29 protein-coding genes and 1 tRNA gene are annotated in these 20,928 nt (G+C 58.6%); 5 read left to right on the top strand and 25 right to left on the bottom strand.

What is annotated here, in order from left to right; genetic code table 11:
* Window positions 1-3,534 (bottom strand): peptidoglycan DD-metalloendopeptidase family protein, encoded by a 3,534-nt coding sequence (locus ICM05_RS09900; RefSeq protein WP_188024419.1) that lies wholly within the window; start codon window positions 3,532-3,534, stop codon window positions 1-3.
* A gap of 34 nt (window positions 3,535-3,568) precedes the next feature.
* Here ICM05_RS09900 and ICM05_RS09895 point away from each other — a divergent pair, with 34 nt between their 5' ends.
* Window positions 3,569-4,453, top strand: coding sequence for a DUF4429 domain-containing protein (locus ICM05_RS09895; protein ID WP_188024418.1), 885 nt, complete (start codon window positions 3,569-3,571; stop codon window positions 4,451-4,453).
* 4 nt (window positions 4,454-4,457) lie between these two features.
* Here the strand turns inward: ICM05_RS09895 and ICM05_RS09890 are convergent, their stop codons facing one another.
* Window positions 4,458-4,703, bottom strand: coding sequence for a hypothetical protein (locus tag ICM05_RS09890; protein WP_188024417.1), 246 nt, complete (start codon window positions 4,701-4,703; stop codon window positions 4,458-4,460).
* 217 nt (window positions 4,704-4,920) lie between these two features.
* On the opposite strand from ICM05_RS09890, the gene ICM05_RS09885 reads away from it, so the two are divergent.
* Complete coding sequence (locus tag ICM05_RS09885; RefSeq protein ID WP_188024416.1) at window positions 4,921-5,058, top strand: hypothetical protein; 138 nt, start codon at window positions 4,921-4,923, stop codon at window positions 5,056-5,058.
* Here the strand turns inward: ICM05_RS09885 and ICM05_RS09880 are convergent.
* The 13 genes from ICM05_RS09880 to ICM05_RS09820 all read right to left on the bottom strand — a co-directional run bounded on the left by ICM05_RS09880 (window position 5,055) and on the right by ICM05_RS09820 (window position 14,710).
* The gene (locus ICM05_RS09880) at window positions 5,055-5,456 is read right to left on the bottom strand and encodes a hypothetical protein (protein ID WP_188024415.1); all 402 of its coding nucleotides are present in this window, start codon (window positions 5,454-5,456) and stop codon (window positions 5,055-5,057) included. The genes ICM05_RS09885 and ICM05_RS09880 overlap by 4 nt on opposite strands.
* An 84-nt stretch (window positions 5,457-5,540) precedes the next feature.
* Window positions 5,541-6,107, bottom strand: coding sequence for a hypothetical protein (locus tag ICM05_RS09875; RefSeq protein WP_188024414.1), 567 nt, complete (start codon window positions 6,105-6,107; stop codon window positions 5,541-5,543).
* On the bottom strand, window positions 6,097-6,303 hold the full coding sequence (locus tag ICM05_RS09870; RefSeq protein ID WP_188024413.1) for a hypothetical protein: 207 nt from the start codon (window positions 6,301-6,303) through the stop codon (window positions 6,097-6,099). Before ICM05_RS09870 ends, ICM05_RS09875 begins: the two co-directional genes overlap by 11 nt.
* Before the next feature lie 28 nt (window positions 6,304-6,331).
* Window positions 6,332-6,721, bottom strand: a complete 390-nt coding sequence (locus ICM05_RS09865) for a hypothetical protein (protein ID WP_188024412.1) — start codon at window positions 6,719-6,721, stop codon at window positions 6,332-6,334.
* A 342-nt stretch (window positions 6,722-7,063) separates the two neighbouring features.
* Window positions 7,064-7,483, bottom strand: coding sequence for a Gp19/Gp15/Gp42 family protein (locus tag ICM05_RS09860; RefSeq protein WP_188024411.1), 420 nt, complete (start codon window positions 7,481-7,483; stop codon window positions 7,064-7,066).
* 11 nt (window positions 7,484-7,494) lie between these two features.
* Window positions 7,495-7,935 (bottom strand): hypothetical protein, encoded by a 441-nt coding sequence (locus tag ICM05_RS09855; RefSeq protein ID WP_188024410.1) that lies wholly within the window; start codon window positions 7,933-7,935, stop codon window positions 7,495-7,497.
* Window positions 7,935-8,978, bottom strand: coding sequence for a major capsid protein (locus ICM05_RS09850; protein WP_188024409.1), 1,044 nt, complete (start codon window positions 8,976-8,978; stop codon window positions 7,935-7,937). The genes ICM05_RS09855 and ICM05_RS09850 overlap by 1 nt, the downstream gene beginning before the upstream one ends.
* Before the next feature lie 13 nt (window positions 8,979-8,991).
* Window positions 8,992-9,393 carry a head decoration protein gene (locus ICM05_RS09845; protein ID WP_188024408.1) on the bottom strand — a complete coding sequence of 134 codons (402 nt, stop codon included), beginning with the start codon at window positions 9,391-9,393 and terminating at the stop codon, window positions 8,992-8,994.
* A 20-nt stretch (window positions 9,394-9,413) separates the two neighbouring features.
* Complete coding sequence (locus ICM05_RS09840) at window positions 9,414-9,992, bottom strand: hypothetical protein (RefSeq protein ID WP_188024407.1); 579 nt, start codon at window positions 9,990-9,992, stop codon at window positions 9,414-9,416.
* Window positions 9,993-10,061: 69 nt separating this feature from the next.
* Window positions 10,062-10,901: a hypothetical protein gene (locus ICM05_RS09835; protein ID WP_188024406.1), complete on the bottom strand. Its 840-nt coding sequence runs from the start codon at window positions 10,899-10,901 to the stop codon at window positions 10,062-10,064.
* Between the two features lie 7 nt (window positions 10,902-10,908).
* Window positions 10,909-12,477, bottom strand: coding sequence for a phage portal protein (locus ICM05_RS09830; protein WP_188024405.1), 1,569 nt, complete (start codon window positions 12,475-12,477; stop codon window positions 10,909-10,911).
* Between the two features lie 11 nt (window positions 12,478-12,488).
* Complete coding sequence (locus ICM05_RS09825) at window positions 12,489-14,222, bottom strand: large terminase (RefSeq protein WP_188024404.1); 1,734 nt, start codon at window positions 14,220-14,222, stop codon at window positions 12,489-12,491.
* A gap of 11 nt (window positions 14,223-14,233) precedes the next feature.
* Window positions 14,234-14,710, bottom strand: a complete 477-nt coding sequence (locus tag ICM05_RS09820) for a hypothetical protein (protein ID WP_188024403.1) — start codon at window positions 14,708-14,710, stop codon at window positions 14,234-14,236.
* A gap of 57 nt (window positions 14,711-14,767) precedes the next feature.
* Between ICM05_RS09820 and ICM05_RS09815 the strand changes: the two genes are divergently transcribed.
* Window positions 14,768-15,313, top strand: a complete 546-nt coding sequence (locus ICM05_RS09815) for a DNA primase (RefSeq protein ID WP_188024402.1) — start codon at window positions 14,768-14,770, stop codon at window positions 15,311-15,313.
* A 198-nt stretch (window positions 15,314-15,511) separates the two neighbouring features.
* Here the strand turns inward: ICM05_RS09815 and ICM05_RS12990 are convergent, their stop codons facing one another.
* From ICM05_RS12990 to ICM05_RS12795, 4 genes are read right to left on the bottom strand one after another with little or no spacing between them, the layout of a single operon-like run.
* Window positions 15,512-15,856, bottom strand: a complete 345-nt coding sequence (locus ICM05_RS12990; protein ID WP_188024401.1) for an HNH endonuclease — start codon at window positions 15,854-15,856, stop codon at window positions 15,512-15,514.
* A gap of 4 nt (window positions 15,857-15,860) precedes the next feature.
* Window positions 15,861-16,028, bottom strand: a complete 168-nt coding sequence (locus tag ICM05_RS09805) for a hypothetical protein (protein WP_188024400.1) — start codon at window positions 16,026-16,028, stop codon at window positions 15,861-15,863.
* Window positions 16,029-16,030: 2 nt separating this feature from the next.
* The gene (locus ICM05_RS09800; protein WP_188024399.1) at window positions 16,031-16,360 is read right to left on the bottom strand and encodes a hypothetical protein; all 330 of its coding nucleotides are present in this window, start codon (window positions 16,358-16,360) and stop codon (window positions 16,031-16,033) included.
* On the bottom strand, window positions 16,360-16,494 hold the full coding sequence (locus tag ICM05_RS12795; RefSeq protein WP_255498919.1) for a hypothetical protein: 135 nt from the start codon (window positions 16,492-16,494) through the stop codon (window positions 16,360-16,362). Before ICM05_RS12795 ends, ICM05_RS09800 begins: the two co-directional genes overlap by 1 nt.
* Window positions 16,495-17,208: 714 nt before the next feature.
* Here ICM05_RS12795 and ICM05_RS09795 point away from each other — a divergent pair.
* On the top strand, window positions 17,209-17,883 hold the full coding sequence (locus ICM05_RS09795; RefSeq protein WP_188024398.1) for a hypothetical protein: 675 nt from the start codon (window positions 17,209-17,211) through the stop codon (window positions 17,881-17,883).
* Window positions 17,884-17,933: 50 nt separating this feature from the next.
* Here the strand turns inward: ICM05_RS09795 and ICM05_RS09790 are convergent.
* Window positions 17,934-18,010 (bottom strand) — tRNA-Asn (locus ICM05_RS09790).
* A 273-nt stretch (window positions 18,011-18,283) separates the two neighbouring features.
* The gene (locus ICM05_RS09785; protein WP_188024397.1) at window positions 18,284-18,952 is read right to left on the bottom strand and encodes a hypothetical protein; all 669 of its coding nucleotides are present in this window, start codon (window positions 18,950-18,952) and stop codon (window positions 18,284-18,286) included.
* 86 nt (window positions 18,953-19,038) lie between these two features.
* Between ICM05_RS09785 and ICM05_RS09780 the strand changes: the two genes are divergently transcribed.
* On the top strand, window positions 19,039-19,326 hold the full coding sequence (locus ICM05_RS09780; RefSeq protein ID WP_188024396.1) for a hypothetical protein: 288 nt from the start codon (window positions 19,039-19,041) through the stop codon (window positions 19,324-19,326).
* A gap of 13 nt (window positions 19,327-19,339) precedes the next feature.
* Here the strand turns inward: ICM05_RS09780 and ICM05_RS09775 are convergent, their stop codons facing one another.
* From ICM05_RS09775 to ICM05_RS09760, 4 genes are read right to left on the bottom strand one after another with little or no spacing between them, the layout of a single operon-like run.
* Entirely contained in the window at window positions 19,340-19,921 is a 582-nt protein-coding gene (locus tag ICM05_RS09775) for a hypothetical protein (protein WP_188024395.1), read from the bottom strand.
* On the bottom strand, window positions 19,918-20,286 hold the full coding sequence (locus ICM05_RS09770; RefSeq protein ID WP_188024394.1) for a hypothetical protein: 369 nt from the start codon (window positions 20,284-20,286) through the stop codon (window positions 19,918-19,920). Before ICM05_RS09770 ends, ICM05_RS09775 begins: the two co-directional genes overlap by 4 nt.
* On the bottom strand, window positions 20,283-20,420 hold the full coding sequence (locus ICM05_RS09765; RefSeq protein ID WP_188024393.1) for a hypothetical protein: 138 nt from the start codon (window positions 20,418-20,420) through the stop codon (window positions 20,283-20,285). Before ICM05_RS09765 ends, ICM05_RS09770 begins: the two co-directional genes overlap by 4 nt.
* Window positions 20,413-20,922, bottom strand: a complete 510-nt coding sequence (locus ICM05_RS09760; protein ID WP_215401770.1) for an ASCH domain-containing protein — start codon at window positions 20,920-20,922, stop codon at window positions 20,413-20,415. The genes ICM05_RS09765 and ICM05_RS09760 overlap by 8 nt, the downstream gene beginning before the upstream one ends.
* Between the last annotated feature and the right edge of the window lie 6 nt (window positions 20,923-20,928).

The raw sequence follows: 20,928 nt of genomic DNA, 5'->3' as shown, positions 1-20,928 counted from the left end.
TTAGTTCAGTCCTTGACGCGTCCGCATACGCGCCGCATCCCGTCGTCCAGCACGCTGGATCCGCGAATCAGCCTTGTGCTCGACATACGCGTCGAACTCTTCTTCGCCCACACGAAGTACCAGCTGATCGCCTGGCCGCAAGCCGCCACCGTCACGGCCTGCCCGAATGTCATCCCACTGAGAACCAGTGAGAATCGGTTCAGGGCGCCTGGTCTTGTTCTGCACAAGGTGTGTGCCTGGATCCAAGAAGCCGCCGTTGTCATACAGCAGCGGCGCAATCCCGCCGCCCCAAGGCAGCATCGATTTGCCCCACTTGATGGCGCGATCGATACCGTCAGCACCGATCCCCCACGCAGCATCGATCCACATATCCGACCCAGGGAAAGCCTTCGTGAACTGCCCCTTGAGCAGCCCTTTGAGGCCTTCGAAGATGTCGAGCATGCCAGCGTCACCAGCACCATCGAGATACGGGCGCGGGTTGATCCGGTCGCCGTCTTTCAGTACCTCGTAGTGCAAGTGCGGTCCGGTTGAATCACCCGTCGTGCCTTCGTAGCCGATGACCTGCCGTTGCTTGACCTTCTGCCCAACCGCCACAATCGGCGGTGACATCATGTGCTTGTATCGAGTGCCCAGGCCACGTCCGTGGTTCAGGCCGGCCATCCAACCGCCGCCGCCGTACCAGCCAGAGAAATCGACTGTTCCTGATGCGGCCGCACGAATCGGTGTGCCCTGAGGCAGTGCAAGGTCGATGCCCTTGTGCCCCGGGTAGCCGCCGTACTCTTCAGTGACAACTGCACCCGGCATCGGGTGGACAAGACCACCAAGCGCGAGCCCCTGCAGCATCGACGCGAAGCCGATGCCTCGTCGCCCCGCAGCATTTGCGGCAAGGAACGCTGACCGATCCGCTGAAGTGCGGAGCGCCTCAGAGACCATCATGCCTTCGCCACGACGAGCCATGATCAACTGGTCGTCGCCATCGCTCATACGAGACATCCCAGGAAGGATGCCACCACGAGCGAATCCCTTAGGAAGTGACACCTTCGGGATATCCACGCCAGGGATCTTATTTATCGTCCCGATCAGGCCATTTATGACGGTCTCTACGACAAACTTTACGGGTGCCTTAGCGAGATCCTGTATACCCTTCCACGCAACCCCAATTGCGTCACGAGCAGCCTCAAACGCTTTCTTCGGATCCGACTGGATGACGCGCACCAGCGTGTCAATAATTGGCTTGATCCCGTTCGTCCAGACGGACGAGATAACAGCCGAGATGCCATTCCACACTGGCTGAATGACATGTTGATACAGCCAGTTGAAGATGGGTCCGAGCGTGTTCTGGATAAGTCCCCAGAACGCGGTCAGTACCGGCTTGATCCAATTCGTCCACACGGTGGAGATGAACCCGCCAATGAGGTTGAACGTAGGTTGCACGATGTTCGTCCACAGCCACGAGATAACCTGACCGAGCGCCTTAAAGTAGGCACCGATGAGGCCGAAATAAGGCTGAACGATGTTTGTCCACAGCCAACCAACTACTGCGCCAATGCCATCAAAAATTGGCTTAATGATGGCTTCCCAGACGCCAGCGAAAATTCCGCCGACAATCGCGAACAGGATCGCCCACGCGTCAAAGGTTGGCTTGAGGATGTTGGTCCACAACCACCCAACGACAATGCCGATACCATCGAAAATCGGTTTAAGGACGTTGTCCCAAAGGGTCTGGAAAACTGCAGAGATATTCGCCCAAGCTTCGCCTAGGAAGCCGGTGAATTCAGCCCATAGTTTTTGACCAAGCTCAGTTTTCGCGAAGAACCAAACGAGCAGACCAACAATCAACGTGATGGCCGCAATAATTGGGTGTCCGCGAATGAGGTCCAGGGCGCCGGCAAAACCTTTTTGGGCAATGGCCGCAATTTTCAACGCAGCTGTCTGGCCTTTGGTAGCGCCAGTGAGCGCCTTTACGCCAAGAGCAGCACCACCAGCTGCGGTTTTCCAGCCAGTGAAGAGCGCGATCACGATCTTGGTTGCTGTGATCAGTTTCCCGACCCCGCCTACCATGAACCCAAGAATCTTGAGCACCGGCCCAAGCGCGATCAGCACACCGGCTGACACTCCGATGAACTTCTTCTGCCCTTCAGAGAGGCTTGCCCACCAATCAAAGAGCTCACGTACCTTTTCGGTGACGGTTGTGACAGCAGCAGCGATCCGACTACCAATGTCTGCCGCGATCTTCGAGAACTCGTCAGACTTCAGCATTTCAAGGAAGCCAGCTGCTTCTTCTTTCAGGATGTTGAAAGTGGGCTCCATGAATTTGGCGCCCATCTTGCTGAGATTCGCGATGATGTTTGAGGTGACACCCTTCCACGTCTCCGCATATGACTCAGCTGCTTTGCCGGCGTTCTGGTCAAGCACAGCGTTGAAATCTGCGATTGAGATCTCGCCGCGCTTCGCCATATCCTCGATGTCCCCAGCGGCGACACCGTAGTGATCTGCGAGCTGAGTAATGATCGGGATCTGGTTCTGCACCATCTGAGACAGATCACCGTACGTGACCTTGTTCTTGGACAGAATGTTGTTCAGCAGGTAGCCAGCGTGCTCGCTCTCCACGCTGTACGCGGCGCTGACGTTCGCCACACGTTTGATCTGAGCTTCAAGCCCGCTGAGAGGCACCGACCCTGTTGCGAGAATGCCCACTGCAAGTGATGCACCGGTCGCCATCGAAAGCGACGTGTTCGTTACACCAGCGTCCACCTGTTTCATGACCGCGTCAGCGTCCATGCCGAGACCCTTGAACTGGCCACGTGCGGTATCGATACCAACGAGTCGTTTGAACCCGAGTGCGCCAACAAGCGTCAGCACCGCTCCGCCAGCGGCAGCGGCGGGCTTGGTGATGCTGCTTGTGAGCGAGTCACCGACACCGGAGATCTTCGCCCCAGCTGCCTGCCACTTGCCTGCGATCTCATCGATGCGAGCACTTGCGAGCGGCATCCACTCGAGAGCTCTCGCACCCTTCGACGCTTCCGCTTCGACAGCAGCTGTGTAGGCTTTCGAAGCATCGGTCGCATTTCGCTTTGCCTCGGTGAGCGAGTTCTCCGCAGACACTACGTTCTTGCGGGTGCCAGCGGCATCAGCTTGAGCCTTTGCAAGAGAGGCCTCTGCCGCTTCGAGTTGACCTGTGCTTGCTTTGCCCGAGGAGCGCAGCTTATGGAGTTTTTCCTCGGCTACTGTGACCTTTGCCGAAGTCGTGCCATGTTGTGCACGGGCCTTCACCAGTGCGTGCTCAGCGTCAGCGAGCTTTTTTGCGGCAGTGGTCTGTTTGTCTAGTGCTGCTGCAGTAGCCTCAGCGAACTTCTTAGCTACTTGATCCTTCAGCGATGACCCAACAGAATCAGAGATCTGCTTGCCGATCCGCTTCCCTGCTGCTGATGTATCGACTCCGGCAACAGCCCGGTTGATTGCTTTCCCGATTCCGGGCGCTTTCACGAGTAGCGAAATATAAGCTGATGCAACTTCAATGCCGTTTGCAGCCATGGGCACCTCCAAATTGGTTAGGTATGATCAGGGCATGACTGCATTGCGCGTAGAGGGCTTCGGCGGCCAGATCGACTTCGATGGCACGACAGTGAAGATCTCTAGAGACGGGTGGCGCGCAACTGGACCTGACCGCGAAATAGCGCTTGCTGACATCGAACGTCTCGAGCACAAGGCAGCTTCAGCGTTAGTGAACGGGCACCTTCGCTTTGTAGTTCCAGGTTTGAACGCGAAGCGCGCGACTGCAGATCTAAATTCGGTTGTCTTCGCGAAGAAGCACAATGCAGACTTTGAAGAGATGAAGAACTTGATCTCGGAAGCCATCACGCTGCGTGGTCCACTCACTGCAACTGAGATCGAAGAAATTGCCGCGCGGAATGCTAAAGAGATTGAGTTAGCTGTAGCCGCAAGCCTTGAGACTCTGCGCAAACTTGACTTTGTTGAATACAACGGCCATACCGCGAGTTACAAGGGATACCGGTACTTGCTCGGTGCTAGGCGACCAATCGCTGGCGCTAATGCAGAATTTGAATCTGGTGCAGACCGGAGCAGACCAACGCTTACGCGCATCGGTGCTGGAGCTCTTCTGGCCGGCCCGGTTGGTGCGATCGCTGGTGGCATGTTCAAAAAAGACAAAACCAGGGTCTACGTCACGATCATCTTCCCCGACGACGCAACCGTCATCATCGACGGCCCTGCCAAAGACGAGAAGAAGCTACGAAATTTTGCTGAAGCTGTAAACCGGATCTCGCGAAGCGAAGCGAAGTTCGTAGAGCAAGAAGCCGAGGACAGCAACCCGGTACAAGCAGAAGGCTCTCCAGCTGATCAGCTGCTGCAGTTGAAGGGGCTCCTTGATGCGGGTGTGCTGACCGATGAGCAGTATCAGCAGAAAGCTGCACCGCTCATCGATCAGCTGTAGGGCGCTACTTGATGTTGCGCCCGAGCGCTTTGAGAAGCTCGTTGTTGCGGGCGTCTTTTCGTGCTGTCTCAATATCGGCGGTTTGGATGTGTCCACGGCCAGTCCATCGGTGTTCGTTTGAGACATACTCATAGTTGCCATCGGCATCAGCAGCGATCTCACGGCCGATCTTGTCGACCATCGGTTGTGCTGACTTCAGTAGTTTGTTGATGCCTCGCAGATTGAGCTTCACTCGCGGTTTGCTGGACACGTTGCGCCCTCCGTTTCTTGAATGCACGCACGTTGCGCGACAACTGGTCACGCTTCCGCTCACGCGAACGAATACCCTCAGGCGGTGCCGGCCTGGTCAGCTTCTTCGTACTGTTCACCTGAGCAACGGTGAAGTTGAGCTCACGAATAGCTGACACCTCGTCAGTCATTGCGAGCTCCCCACCGATCCACTCATACACAGCGCTCCCGGCTGGAACATGAGCGATCATGTGCGCAACTTCGAGGGCGTCTTCTCGGCCCGCCTCCACGTCAGAGAGGCGCACGCCGTAGTACCGCATCAGGTCAGCGGTAACACGGTCGCGGCACTCTTTGATCAGGGAGACGAGCAGGATTAGTTTTTTGCGCCAGCCTTCTCATAGAAGGAGCTGAACCATTCAGCGAGGTCGTTGGTGTCGCTGAAGCCGTCCTCGTCAGCAAGCAACTCAACGAGGTTCTTGTAACCTTCTGCACCGATCATTCGCGAGATCGCGACATCGAGCTCGCCGTTCTTGAACTGCATGCTCGTGTTGATGTCTCGGGCGAAACGAGCATCGATCTGGAATCGCTCACCGCGGAACTCAAACGAGATCATGTGCCCGTTCTTGGGCTGATGATCGTCAGGCTTTCGCGGCGAAAGTTCACGAGTGCTCGCTGTGCGCTCATCTGCCTTCGCAGCATTACGGGCAGCGATCGCAGCGTCAAGATCCGCGTCGCTCATCATTGCGATATGTGCAGTGGTGGTGTTCTCAGTCATGGTGACCCCATTTCGTTAAAGATTGTGTGTGACTCAGAAGGTGTGGTTGGGGCGCGGAGTCACCACGCACCCCAACCGGTCTTGTTAGGCCGCAGCTTCGAGGAACTCCGGCTCGTTCGACAGCCAGTAGCTCTCGCCGGTCTCGGTGTACGTGAACTCGTAGACAGGATCGTCCTCGATGTTTGCCACGTACGTTCCGCGCTCTGCCACGGCGGCGAGCTCAACGCACTTCATACGCGTGTAACCTGCGTTGTCGACAAGCTTGATGATGAGGACTCGCTCGATGGTTGGGATCGAAGACGGCATGTCAATGCGTGCGATCTTCTTACCCTCTTCACCAACGAGGGTTGGCTTGCCGTGACCGTAGTACTGCTCGGTCACGACGATGTTGTCTTCGAGTGCCGCGAACTTGTGCGACTTCTTGGTCGACGTATTTCGAAGCTTCACGATCTTGGCGCCCTGCCAAGCCTTTGTCTCCTTCGACTCAACCTCGACGCTCTCTTCAAGACCGCCCTCTGAGATCAGGCCGAATTCGAGGAAGTCTGCAGGGATCTCGAATGAGTCAGTGGGAAGCGTGGTCCCCTTTGGCGCGATGTAGATACCGCAGGCTTCGGCGTTCCATTCGCGCATGTTGCTGCTGTTAGTTGCCATTCTTCTTGGCCTCCTTCTCCGCGATTGCGGGCTTTGGTGACTCGGTCTTTGGCTTGTCGCCAGCAGGCGCGAGACGCGCCTTGCCGCGATCGATGAGGGCACGAGCCATGCTTGGCTCTAACTCGACGGAGTCTCCGCCTTTGTGGTGCTGGCCTTGCGGGTCAGTCCACCCGTTTGCGATCACAACCTTGGTCATGTGTCGCTCCTTTCAAACAAAAGACCCCCTACGGTGAGGGGGTCAGGTTCTTCCCGCGCAAACGGGACTGAATAGTGAATTGATACCGGTCAGCACCAGACAACGGATCTGGCCGATACAGCGGAGAAGACACGACGCGAGCTCGGTTCGCTGCGACACCACCAGTGCGGCCAGCGCGCATCGCAATCTGCAAGATAGATGCAGCAAACGACGCGGCCGCCGCGCGAGACTCCGCCCAGCACAGAATCGTCATCACCGCAGGATCGATCGAGAGACCAGAAGCGCCACCCGTGCGCTCCACCTGAATGAAACGCGTAGGCCGCGTCTTCGGCACATTCGTTGAAACAGGAGCAGTCTGCTCCCGTTTCAGGAACGCCACCCACAGATCCTCTGCAGGGTCGAAATAGACGTCACCCATCGACCCTCCGCAACTTCACGACTGCGACTTTCTCGCCATCAGTTGGATGCTTATGTCGTGCTGTAGCGCCAACCGCCGCGTATCGCTTTCCCCTAGCCAAGCACTCATCATGCTCTTCAAAAGGGGTGTCGTACGGGACATAGAGCACCGGTTCAGTAACAACAGGGTCGCGCCCATCCGTGCGAGGCTCGGTGGAACCACCAGGGTCGAAAACGAAGATGCCGGCTCTTTCGCCAGTGCCAAAGGTTTCGACTCGGTTCCCTTGCGTGTCCTCTTCAGCACCCACGTATGGGAAGCGAGTGACGTACTCAGAGATAACGCGGGCAGGTCGATCGAACAGACTCATGCGTAGTATCCAGACTTTGCGCGTAGTACCTTGAATCTGCGTTTGCGTGGCTTTGGGAGCCAGATGAGCTCCCCCGGTTCGAAGTACAAGCCACCGGCTGAAATAGACGAGTCGATGGTCTCTGCTTCGGATTCAGATGCAGGCCCGGTTCCAACCGTCCGAGAACGCTGCCGAAGCCCGCGAGGGTTCATCAGTCTTCGTCGAACGGACGCGACGACTGTGTCCTTGGCTGCCTCAGCCAACAACTCATTGCCGCTGATAAGTGCATCGATGTCGACGCGACGGTCTCGCCCAACAAGGCGCAGGTTGGTCGAGGCTGATTCCAGCCACGACCTAACCCGCGCCTCTTCCGCAATCGTGAGTTCACCCCAAGCGGCTTCTACATCGGCCACATCAGCGAACGCGTTAAAAGCCATGAGGATCTCCTCTATTCGACTGGGACGCCCGCGTCTGCGAGGGCTTCGCGGATTTCAGATGCCTTGGCATCCTCTTCTACTTCGTACCCTTTGCTGCGCGCGTATTCGGCCCATGCTGAAGCCGAGCTTCCGGGGCCACCCTTCGGTGGAATCGGAACATCGGTCTCGGTCTCGGTCTCGGTCTCGGTCTCGGTCTCGGTCTCGGTCTCGGTCTCGGTCTCGGTCTCGGTCTCGGTCTCGGTCTCGGTCTCGGTCTCGGTCTCGGTCTCGGTCTCGGTCTCGGTCTCGGAAGGATTATCCGACCCAAGTTCAACAGGCACGCCGTCCCCCTCGCGCCAAGCGTCCGGGTTCGTGATCATCACTGCTGCCCACTCGGGCGGGGTATCACCGGCCTTGAAACAGACCGGCTTCCCCTCCCGTTCGAGCCACACATTACGCGCAAGCTCAGCCATCAGAGCACCGTCGCAATGAACAGTGCCTCAGCGCGGTCGATGACTGGCATGGCAACCGCGTCCACGAACGTGAACTGGCGGTAAGGAGGGCCGACCTTCTCGACCACGCCGACGATGCCAGCAGCATCACCAAACGAGAAGTCAACCTCAGTGCTGTTCACGAGCTCCAGCGCGGTCGCAGTCACACCCCACTCAACATGCATAAAGTCGCCCAGACTTGCCGGGGTGAACTGCAGCTTGTCATCAGCAATAGTGCGAACGACCTTGCCCTCGTGGTCAACCTGGTAGTCATACGGATCCACGAAGGGAGGGAGGCCTTCGGTCGCGAGCAGCTCGTTCAGCGCTGCGCGGCTCACGCGAGTCTTGCCCGACGCGGAGCCATGCACCGCGTCGATGATCTCCTTGTTCGTCTGCACAAGGGTGAGCACGCGCTGCGAGGTACGAATCGCGCCCGCAGGAGCACCGTTCGCGACCACGTAAACCGCATGCCAGAGCAGCAGATCAGTGAGCACCTTGGCGGTAACGATATCCGACCACTTTGCGCCTGCAGGCGACACCTTGTGATCCGCAGGCACACCGAAGTCTGCCTCGAAGCCAACCAGGCCGTTCTCATTGACAGTCAGGATGCCGTCTGACAGGACATCACCGAGCGCGAGCTCGAGACGGCGCTGGATGTTGCGCGTCAGGTCTTCAGCATCGTTGTAGAGCGCGTCTGCAAGGAGCGCCGTGTTGGTGCCCTTCGTGCGAGCGAACTCAAGCTTGAGACGTTCGTACTCGCCGACATTGCGCGAATCCGACAGCGGAATCATGCCCACGGTGCGGGTCGAGCCCGAATCGCGGGCCGACACCGAGATGCTTCCATCGAATGCGCGGTAGCTCGCAGTGCGGTTACGCTTGACGATCTTCGCGAAGTCAATCTCGTTAGTCGCGTTGGTGCGCGACGGCACCTCGTTGAACAGGCGCAGGTTGTCCTCAGCGGGGACGTTGCGCGTGAAAGCAGTCAGCGCGCCAGCGCCAACCTCAGCATCAAAGACAATAGCCATTTGGTGCCCTCCCTTAGTTGAAGTTGATCTGCGAGAGCGCAGTGCGCGCCGCCGCGTCGAGTGAGCCAGTGCCCGATTCCACGGGCAGGCGCTCGGCAGTCACGAAAGCGTGAGTGACGATCGCGCCGCCGAGGCGGTCGCCGTTGACGGTTAGGCTGCCGAACAGCAGACCTGCAGCTACCTGCCGGCCGTCATCAGCCGCGGGGTCGTACGGGCCGTGAACGCCGGTTGCGGTCACCTTGCCGAGCACGATGCCCGAAGGAATGAAGCCGTTCGGGTAGTGCTGGGTCTTATCGAACAGAGCCACAAGCAGAGTTGCGGACGGGGTTGCGCCAGCACCAACGCCGTGCGGGCCACGCAGCCACGAACGGTCCTCGGCCTGGAACTCAGTCACATGCGCGTTGAGAGACGTCATGGGTTCCTCCAAATGAGTAGTTACTTCTTACCGAAACGCTTTTGCGCTTCGGCCTCGCCGGTTGCCCGGTCGCTTTGGTGCAATGGTTCGCGGCTGCCCTGTCCGAGATTGACGGGCGGCTTACGCTTCTGATCGCTAGCAGAAGACGAGTTTTCGTCAACCCACTTGCCAATCGCCGAAGCATCTGCCTTGCCGTCCACGACGAACGACGAACGGTCAAGATCAAGCAGCGCATGCGCGTCAGCAGTCCGCCCACGAAGGGCAATCTTCAACGCGAGTTCAACCGCTTCAGCAGCGCCCTCCGCGCGCACCTCAGCGCGAGTCTGATCGCGGGCTTCCTTCACCTTGCGATCCTGCTCGGTGAGCTTCTCCGTCTCAGCTTCTTCCAGCTTCCGCTGCATCTCAGCAACATCAGCAGGCGTGACACCATTGAACGCCTTCAGCTTGTCCTGCGCCGAGCGCTTCGCAGAAGTCTCAAACTCGATACGCTCCTCAGGAGTCATATCGGCAGTCGACTTCTTCTCACCAGGCTGGCCGGAACCGCCCTGCTCGCCCTCGGTCGAGTATCGAAGGCGGAACCGATTGATCTTCATGCCCATTGCATTTCCTTTCCCATGACGGGTAAATAGCCCCCACGAAGGGGAAACCGCACCGAACGTGCGGAAGACTTAAGCGAGCGCAGCGAGATCGCGTGCGCTAGTGAATTTCTGGTCGCGCCAGGCCAGCACCGGGCCAAGCTCGCCGTGCTCCCGAGTGATCAGGAGATCCGTGAAATCAGAAAGCGGACGCCCATTTGCGTCCCGCTTGTTCAAGCCGAGATTGCGCGCGTCAAGACCAACATCAACGTGATCAAGACGGGTCGCAATCTCCGCATATGTGTCATCGAGCAGCGCGCGATCGATCACCTGCCGGTCAAGCTCGCCATGCAACGGCTTTACGTCACAGTCGCACCCAGGATGAATTGGGAGCAGATCACCGACGTGGTAGCGCTGTGTCGATGCGACCACGCACAAGGCGCAGTTCTCGCTCCCAGACAGTACTCGCTGAAAACCAAGGAACTTCGACCTAGACAGCGTTTCCGCTGCGGCATGAGTCTTCGCGAGCTGACTCCCCGACCGGACAACATCAGTCATACGTTCACGCCCAGCAGCGAGAGCTGCCGACATCGTTTTTCCTTGCCCGAGCGCCGTATAGGCCGCCACGAACGGGCGATGCAGCACGGCCTCCACCGGGACGCCGCGAAGCTCGAGCGTTGTCGCGCGAATCGCGACACCTTGCTTGATCGTCCCGAACTCAGCCAGCGTCTGCTTGCGAATATACGAGTCCGTGAGATCAGCGATCCGTTGCTGGCCGGCTTCAATGCGTGGTGAGAGCTTCGTGGCGAGACGTTCAAAATCTGCGTCTCGCCACGAGCCAAGCCCGTCCCACTGTTTGACCGCAAACCGCTCGGTAGCCTGGCGAACCTGCCGGATCTGCGCTTTGTACTGCGCGTCAAGCCTCGTCGCCATAAACCACCTACTCGTCAGGGAACTTCAACGAAGTCGACCGTCCATCGTTGAACTTGAGACCAGTGAGCCCTACTTGTTCGGCGGCGCTTTCATTCGTAACCGCAGAACGGGTAAGCCGGCCGAGCGCCTCCGCAGCTTTACTGAGCTGGTCGAGCGTTAAGCTCGAACCTTCGCCATCGTCGGTAAGCTCGTTCAGCAGCAGCGCCTGGTCTGCCTGCTCTCCCTCAACCACCGCGATCTGGCTCGGGGTCATCTGCCAGATTTCCCGCAAGATCGTCCGCAGCGGCAACACCGATGCAACCTGAGACGCAGCCGAAGCCTTGTCCGTGATCGTGTACCTCGAAGCCGGCATGAACCCGACAGAGATACCTGACTTCACCGCTCGTTCCTTATCGTCAACGGTCAAGAAGATCAGATAGAACACGTCGACCAGGAACCGTTCAAGCCGGTTCTGCTTGTCCTCGACACCGAAAGTGAGCCCCTCGCGTGTGAACTTCGCACCCTCAGCAGACTGATTGTCCGGCGTAAACATCGCCATAGGGCGCCGCGACACCGCAGCGAGACGGCGCTCATCATCCGAGATCGCTTTCAGCAGCCCTTGCACGTCAGTGGTGGAAGATTCCCAAATCTTCGTCCCGGCAGGAAGCAAGAACCACGAACCAGGATCCGAAGTCAATACGTCTTCAAGATCGTCTACGCCGGCTGCTTCTGCGAGGTCGTCCTTCGCTGTCTCTTCCGGGTCATCCACGTCCGCGAGAATCGCGCGCTGCTTGTACGCCTGGTACATGATTATGACCGAGAGCTGGAAAATGTACCGGTTAATACGCCGCATGATCGGCAGGTGCGGTTCAAACTCGCTCTTACCGTTACGGTTACGCAGTCGAACGAACGGAACGAGCTTGTGCCTGAGCTCTTCACCTGCCGCGCCGCCATGTTCTTCCGACCAGCTCCACTCTTCGCTGTCGAAGCTGTTTGACGCGTTACCGTCTGAAGCGCGCTCCGCAACGAAGCAGACCGCGTTCTCGCTGTCAACGTATTTGCCGGCAACGGTGATGAACACGAAGTCTTTACCCTCGTCCGGGTCGAACAGGAATTTCGCTCCCGCTCGCAATCGCGACTGCTTGATCGGGTCATGGAATGTTACAACGTCGCGCGGATCCTCAGGCGTGACAATTGGCGCGCCCTCTTCCTCGTCGTCCTCGCCCACGATCGCGTAAGCGTCACCAGCCCACAAGAACGTTTCAACGAGCGTCGAGAATTCCACGTCAAGGTTGTTATCGAGCCAGAACTTCCATGCTTCCTCGTCCGCGTCAGATGCGGAGAGGGCGGTACGGATCTCGCGAACTGAGATTCGCTCACGCAATGACTCCGTGATCAGCTCCGCATAGTTCGTTGTCGACTCAGCTTCGAACTCACGGAACGCCTCACGTGCGTTCTGCACAGCCTGCGGCGCAGGTGGCTTCCCGTCATGCCAAGATTTCAGCTCTTTGAGTCGGTCGAGTTTCGCGGCGCGCTTCGCGAATGCCTTCTCGAGCCACCATCCTGGCGAGAACTTATCCTCCGTATTGATAGCCATACCGCCTCCAACTACCCGCGAGGGTTGAGCTTTCGAATAACTGCGCGCTTGCGCGTCTGAGACTTGGGTTTCGCGCCACCCTTAATCGCATCAAGGCGCGCCTTCCAAGAGAGCACTGCGGCCATGCCGGCATCGAATTTGAGCCCCATTTGTCCGTCTTGCTTTTGCATGACATACAGCGGCTGCCCCTCATCGTCGAACATGCGCAGCTGCTTCTTTCCTGCGTTGCCGAGATGACGAAGTAGGTCGTCATGCGGTGAGAGCTTTTCGCCGATCTTCCACTCGGGATCTACGACGCCGCCAAAGGAAATCGATGCAGACGCGATCGCTTCTTCATATTCACGAAGCGTGTACGCCATCATTTGGTGTCGCTTCGTGTAGAACTCTTCAACCTGGTCTGGATATTTCGCATACCAAGAACCGATCGTCTCAGTCCAGTGCGGTGGATCCGCGAACAGCTTGTGGACGCGGTACTTCTTCATGATGCGTTCGAACGTGGCCGTAACTTCATCCTCTGGGACTTCCCAATCATCGACGTTCTCAGGACGCTCCCACAAACCCATGAGTTCCTGCATGCCCGTCTTGATGTCCGTCGCGACAATCGCGGTCGCATCACGGAATCGAGCACCATCGAACCCAAGCGAGATGAAAGCTCCGAGCGGGATTCGCTCGCCAGGTTTTGCGAGTGCTTGCAGCTTCGTCGAATCGAAGAACTGCGAGTTGGAACGCCGCCACCGGTTCAACCACACACGCTCGAGGTATGCAGTATCTGCGCGGGGTCGATCCCACTGCTTGGCGATGCTTTCGAACTGACCTGGACCGAACTCCCCCACTGGCCCAGTAGCTTCTGCAATGGCCGCGATGCGGTTACTCATCGCCTGCTCGTGGGTGACTTCAGGTATGCCAGGTGCTTCCGCACGTGGCATCAGGTCTTTGTGTTCATCGCCAGCCCATCGTGCGAAGAAGAACAGTGCAGGGTTCTTAACCTCACCGCGGTCGATCAACTCGGCCTCGGCGCGGACGTCCTCTTCAATGGATTGCTCGCCAGGAGCGCCAGCTGTCGACGTATAGAGCGCCCACGGATCCTCGAGTGGTCTCTTTGTGAGGTTCGCGCTCATCGTCTCGTGCGCGTTCTTTGCAGATGGCAGCACCAAGCGGTGAGGCTCGTCAAAGTGTTGGAACGTAGTGAGAGCGCCGTCACGGGAACCCGGCGAGTTCGACACCGGCACCGCGCGACCATCAGGCCGGCCACGGTGGTCAAGACGCAGGATTCGATCTAGTGACGAATCAAAAAGGTGTGAGTCTGGGCCTTCCTCAACAACGTATTTCAGAACACCGTACGCAAGCTCCGACACTTGCTCTTCCGTGACAGCCATCATCGGGATGTAGGGCTGCGTGACCGGACGTCCGACAGGGTCCCCGTTCGCGTCGAACCCGTCACACCGCACGGGCGCTTCCGGGTGGAGCTCTGCGTAGGCAATCCACGCCGCTTTCTCCGTCTTCGCCATGCCCTTGCGCCATTCGAATGCGCCACGCGAGAATCTGCGTCGGCCTTCAAGACGATGCCCCCGTGGATACACCTCGTACAGCCGGTAGATTGCAGCGAGTGCATCAGCATCCAGCTCAGCCGGCAGGCCAGCAAGCGAGCCCGGGCCGAACACTGCCCGTTCATGAATGAAATCAGCAATCGCGGGTCCGAGCGTTGGGTAAGACAAATCGAGCGGCGGAACAATCAGCACCGCCATAAGACACCTACCTAGCCGAGCAGCTTCAGGCGCGGATCCTCGCCAGGAGGTTTCTTCGCACCCTCACGTCGCTTCTTCGTGCGATCCTCGGCCTCATCCGCAGCAGCAAACTGGATCTTCAACCGGGCACGATCCTCTGGTGTTGCACCAAACTTCGCGACGCGCAAACGCAGCTCGCCAGCAACCTTCAAGTCACCGCCCCAGAACTTTGCGTGGATCAACGCAGTGTCCAAGAGTTCAGACCAATCCGTCGAAGTGAACTCTGCAGACAACGGCGAATCCGCCCACATCTGCCACCACTCGCGTGTTCGTTCAGGCCAAGTGAATGTCTGTGAGATCAGCTCGCCGTCGCGTTCGACCTGAATGTCGAACTCGGGAAGGCTTGGTTGCTCAACTGGGTCTGCCTCGATGATTCGCATGTCTGCGCCGCCGGAATTGCGGCGGGCGCGTGTGCTTGGGTTCTTGGGTGCGGGGCCACGTCCAGCCATCGCTAACACCCCCAAAAATCCGCATCATCATGCGGCAAAAAGCGTTACAATGGAAGAATGAGAACGTGTGAAATCTGTGGGCGATCGATTGTCGCGAAGAACGCTCAAGCACGTTTCTGCTCGAGCAATTGCCGCGTCACGGCTCACCGTCGAGCCAAGCGCCTCACACTGCCCGAAGAACTCACGAGCCGTAACCGATGGATTCGTCACTCCGCGGAAAAGAAGCCAGTCGACGCGATCACCGGGGCTACAGCATCAAGCACTGACCCAAGCACATGGGCAACCTACGCCGAAGCGGACACGTCACCGCACGGCGCTGGTCTCGGCTTCGTGCTCGGAGACGGGATCGCGTGCATTGACCTCGACCACGTCATCACAGACGAGGAACTCCACCCCGCAGCGGCCGAACTCGTCTCGCACTACCCGAGTAACTACATCGAAGTCTCACCAAGCGGAACCGGCCTGCACATTTGGGGACTCAGCCCCGAGCGGCCGGGCACGCGCCGAATCGAAAACGGCATCAGTGTCGAGCGCTACTCGAGCGGCCGCTACATCACCATCACGAAGAACGTCTACCAAGCCGGAACGCTCCTGCCCTTGTAACACTTTTCGGCACACGCGCCGATCTAACGCAGCGAGAACGCTCAACCTCAAAGCAGGTCACGAGCGCCCCGCGCACGCTCACAGCGTGTCACGAAAGCACGCACAAGCGAGAAATCCCCAGACCCGTACAGGAATAAATGAGCAGCACCTCCCCGGCATTCCCCGCCGCTACCCGGGGAGGGGGTGGCTGGCCCGTACCTAGTTTTTTGAGGCTCGGAGGCGTGCGCGGTGGGCCTCTGCGCGGGTCTTTACCCCGTGGCAATGGGTACATGCGCCTTGACCATTTTTCGGGTCGTAGCGCGCACCTCCGGCTTTGACATTCACGATGTGATCGGCTTCGTCAGCGTCGCCTGTGCACCCATTGAATCGCAGCTGACATTCCTTGTCGCGCTGCCTGACTGCCTTAGACCAGCGTATGTGTGCCGCTCCGCTTGCGTGCGAGCGTCCTGCCCACCCGTAGGCGGTGTGGTCTTCGCAGTACCTACGGTTGGTGATGCGGTTGTTGCAGCCCGTGGCTGGGCACAGTCTTGGCGCTCTAGGCATGCGACTACCGTCTTTCGTATTGCTCGCGGCCATCGAGTGAGTGATGAACGTAGACCCAACCGTCGCCGTTACCTGTCGCAACATGCTCGAGGGCTGGCCCACAGATGCAGGCATCTGTCTCGGTGTCGTGTTCGATCGCGTCTTCGACTGGGTAGACGTGGAGTGCATTCACGCTTACTCCTTGTCAGCTGTCATCTGTTCCCATTGCTCATCGCTGAGAATGCGTTCCGGCCGGCCGGTCTTGTTCTCCACCAGCCAGCCTCCGCCTCCCCCGAACTCGCCGCATGCTTCACACCAGGGCGGCTTGAAATCGCGGTGCTGTACCGGCTTATGGTTCAGGCACGGCGCTGACTCTGTGGCCCCGTCTCCGAGGGTCTTGCCGAGCGTGATCGTGGCGTTTCCGTTTGCGTCTACCGTGATGGGTGCGTCTGCTGTGGCGATCTCGATAGGTTCACTGTCGCCTACCTGCGCGGTGACAACGATCTTCACGAATGGTGTCTGCATTACGCTGACTCCTTCTCGTTCCCGTTGCGGTCGTACCGGTCGCAGTTGCACAGCATCATGGAGCTGAGGCTGGTGTGGTCGTCTCGCCCGCAGTCACCGCACGCGTAGTCGAGGTCGTAACGGTCGGTGCTCACAGTGGCACCGCGCCGTCGGCCCCGAGCTTGTGGGTCGCCTCGGACACTTGGCCGGGTAATGTGCGGCCACAGTCCAGACAGTACAGCCGTCGCCAACCGGCGTAAATGATGTTGTCGCCATAGATGCCGATCTTGCGTGAGTGACCGCAGCGTCGCATACGCAGAATCTTGAGAACCCTCATCGCTGCTCCCTCTGGAATCCGAGTTGTACTTCGGGGCGCGGGTTACATTCGTCTGTGTCGTCGCGCCATGCGCGTTCCGTTTCGGAGTGTGCGCCTTGTGGCTCTGGTTCGTCCGCCTGTGGTTCGTCATCATGCAGGCGCCATTCCCAGTGCGAGTGTCCTGGGACGAATGAGCGTCGGTGTAGTTCCCAGAAGGTTCCGCAGCGGCATGACCAGATCGCGCCCGAGCGCGCTCGTCTGAGCCAAATTCGGAAGTTGCCTGGGCAGGTGCACTGGTGCTTCCATCCCATAGCGCGTGCCTCCGTGGTGGTGGTGGTGGGTGTTCCCTGTGCCGCGCATCCAGTGTGTGAAGTGTGCCACCGACATGCCTTGTGGCGTTGATGTTGGTGATGATGCGGGCACAGGGAAGATTAGATGTCGAGTTGGCGCACATACGCCAGCAGCACTGAGCTTTCACTTCTTGTTTCTATTGCTTACAATCAGGGTTCGAGCATGCCTTGCGTTTGCTGGCAGCCAAGTTGAGGAGCGTTCAATGAAGAAGTCCGTACTTTTTGCTGCCGCAATTGCGGCATGCGCATCACTACTGGTCGTTGGCTGTTCCTCCACTGTCGGTAACGACAGCCAGTCTTCCTCCAAAGCTGAGAGCCCTGCAGAAGAGACCACTGAGTCAAACCAGGAAGAAGCAGAAGAAGTCGAAGCACCGTCCTACTCTGAAGACGAGTTGTACCTCGGCCTGAACATTCCGTTGCAGGTCGGCGAATACACGCTGTTGAAGCAACCGGAAGCCAAAGACGCTGGCATTTGCAGCGACCAGATCCCCATCTTTGAAGAGGGAGGCGGTTGGGCCATTCGATACGCGAACGAAGAAGCTATCCAGCATCTCACCGAGATCAATAGCGGTGGCGTATTCCAGTGCTGGGGCTATGGGACTAGGTCGTTCGCCCCGTATGAGGGCAATGTGCACCCTGGCTTGATTGAGATTCAGGTTGATGCCGACGCTGGCAGTTCGGAAGATACCTTCGTTTGCGAGTCATGGGACGATGGCCAGGCATCAGCTTGTCGACGCGGTGTTGCCTCAAGCGGCGCCTACCTTGTCGCCTCCGGAAACTTCGGTGGAGATGCTGCACTTGGCGAGCAAACCCTTACGGAAATCCTCGACATCGTGGCTCCGATGTTTAAGGTCGTTCCGCAATCCAATGGCGCCTAGTCGTTCGCGCGAAGCTTGGATCTGCTGTTTCAGCCGTGATGCCTGATAACTGGCTGGTCTGGCAGGTCTCGAACCTGCGACATCCGCATTAACAGTGCGGCGCTCTTGCCTACTGGGCTGCAGACCAACGCGGTGTGTGGTGCGTTCGTTTGCGCGCAACGACTTGCGAACGCACCACGTCTCTTGCAATCCACCGCGAGAACCGTTTTCTTCCATCGGCACGGGTGAGCCGATCCGAACAATGCGGGAAGCATCGCGGAAGACAAGACTAGGGGCGGTCACCAGCACCGGTGAACCGCCCCTAGAAACACGAAAGCCACCCTGCAAGAGAGTGGCTGAGCTGACTGTCAGTAGAGAGAGTTCTCCCTGACCTGCTACCAAGGTAGCAGACTTTCCAGAATCATGTGAGATTCATGCCCGGAATGTTGATTCCGCACGCTGCGAGCACCTCCCGATCCTGGTTCGCGTTCAACGTGATTCCGAGTAGGGCGAGTTGTTCCCACCCGACCCAGAGCTTTTCGCATTCGGCTGCGTGGCAGGATGCTACTGGTGCGCGTCCTTCCGCGTATTCGATGCGTACGGCGCTGCGTCGTTTCTCGGCTCCGTCTTGTTCTTCGAGTACCCAGCGTGTGCCGCATGCGGGGCATGGGACGGTGAGCTCCATCAGGTTCGCGCGCTGGTCTTGCTCGGCAACGATGGATGCGACCCAGTCTTCGATGCCTTCGGTGATGCGTTCCCATTGGTCGTCAGGAACGTCGCCAGAGCGTCGGAGTTCGTTGGCCCGTGTCCACGTCTCCCGGATGCTCGCAGTAAGGGCGACTGTGGATCGTTGCATGTAGAGCGCTTCACGCATCCACGCTGTCTCGCGCTTGATACGTTCCAGCAGGCGCAGCGCTTCGAAGTCGAGGGGCAGGCCAGTGCCGCCCGATCCCGCGCCGCCACGCTTCACGACTTCTGTGATTGACGTGTTGAGCCATTCGATGAGGGGTGGCCATTCGACTGGCCCCGCGTCGGTGTGCTCGGTGTGTGTGCTTGTGAGCCGGGTGACGGCTCGCTCAGTGGTTTCCATGTTCCCCTCTCTGGGTATAGAAAAACCCCTACTGTGAGGGGTGTTCGTTGTTTCATATTGACGCTGCTATTGCCATACTGTCTCCCATGAGTACCGAGCTGAAGAAGCAGATATCGCCTACCTGGCAACGCCTCTTTGCAATCTTTATCATTGCTGTCGTATTTGTCGTTGGCTATTTGATTCCTAGCGAATCAGAGAAGATATTGGCGGTCTCGGCAATACTTCTGGTCTTATACCAGGTCAATAAGGCACGTGGTGCGAAGATGTTTTCGCTGAGGCTCAATGAGTACGATTCAATTGACGGAGTCATGAGCGCAGACACTCTTAGCGCCATCTTTGCTGCAGCATCGCTCGTTTTCGCATTCTTTTTTTAGACTGCCTCCTCGCTCAATGTGCACCACCTCGCAGCCACTCAGCGATGTCCTTCGCGGCGACAGTCGCGGTCTTGCCCATGATGAGTGTTGTGAGCTTCGCTTCATCCACCTGCAACGGGGCGGCGAGAGCAGGCATCTTGGCCTTCTGCCACTCCGCGCCGAGTGCGAAGCCATTGATGCACCCGTCAAAGTGGCGCTTCGTCCACTCCGTGTCCGGGCGGATCCATCGGCGTCGCGCCTCAGCAAGTGCCTCGTGCCGATCATCATCGCTCCATCCCTCGGCGGGGTCGATCAGCAAGGTGATCCGATCGACTGCCTCCTCGAGCGTGTAGAGCGCGGCACCATACCCGCATACGAATTCCTGCACATAGCCACGCATGGGTTTCGTAGCTGGAATCGGCGCCCGCTCCTGTGGTGCGGCACCAGCAGCAGCCACGAGAGTCGCCTCGATCCGGTGATCCTCATACCCTGAAACGTCTTTGAAGTATTTGCCACACTCTTGACACACACGCCCATGATGCTCAATAAAGTGGCCGTGCTTTTGGTAGGCCTCCGTCTCAGCTTCTTTCTGTTCGGGTGTTGGATTAAACGTCATCGGGGATCTCCTGTCTCGGCGGCGAGCGCGTTGGTGTTTGGTGTGTTGAGGATGATGTGGCAGCCGCCGTGGCATTCGTTGGTTGCGTGATCTGCTGTGAGTGCGCAGGGGTAGCATTTCCAGCGGTAGCCGGGGTTGACGTATCGGTGGGTGTGCCATTCGCTGGTGCAGGGTTTGTTGCAGGCGGGTTTGTCTGGGTCTGCGATGCTCGCTTCGAGTGTGATGTGGCTGTAGGTGATGCCGCAGCTGTGGCAGATGTAGGTGTCGCCGTTGTCGTTGGTCTCTGAGAAGCAGACGCCGCAGGTTGGGTTGTCGAATTCTGCTTCTGGGAGTCGTTTCTCTCGGTCACGGGTGGTGTCGGTCATGCTGCCCAGGCCTCCTGCATTTCGGCGGGGAGGACGTAGCGGCAGTCTGCGCAGAGGGTTTGTGCTTTGGCGTGCCAGGTGCGGAAGCGTTGCGGGCAGCGTTTGCATTCGGTCTCGGTGATTGGTTCAGACATGGTTTCGGGTTCCTTCCTGCTGATTGGTGAGTGCGGTGCGGATCTGGTCGATCATGGCTGGGGTCAGGCGGCGCATCCCGAGCGCGCCCGTGTACGGGATCGGTTCGGTGAGTGCGCGCGGGGTGGAGAGTTCGAGGTGGTGGTGTCCGTGTCGCGCCCACTCGGAGCAGAGGCCTGTGCGCTGCCCGGTGCGGGTGCAGCCTTCGCTGTTGTGTACTGCGGTGCTGTGGACGCGCGTGAGGGTCACTACGCCGAGGATCACGCCCCGGGGCAGGTCTTCATACCGCCACTGCTCCCCCGTTACTTCTGAGTGACGTTGGACAGCGGCGGCGAGCTCGGGATCGCTGAGTGCGCCGTAGTCTCCGGACTTTGCGGCGTGGATTGCTACGGGGCCTCGGTAGTCGCCTGCGATGTTGCGGATGCGGTTCTCGACGTCTTTGTGTCCGTGGATGATTGCCCACGCCCAGGGCTGTCGCACGGTCATTACGCGCATTTCGTTCATGGTCAG

This window comes from Leucobacter sp. cx-42, assembly GCF_014529985.1.
Taxonomy (GTDB): domain Bacteria; phylum Actinomycetota; class Actinomycetes; order Actinomycetales; family Microbacteriaceae; genus Leucobacter.
The sequence above is the reverse complement of the archived record's forward strand: the minus strand, read 5'-3'. Positions and strand labels throughout refer to the sequence as shown.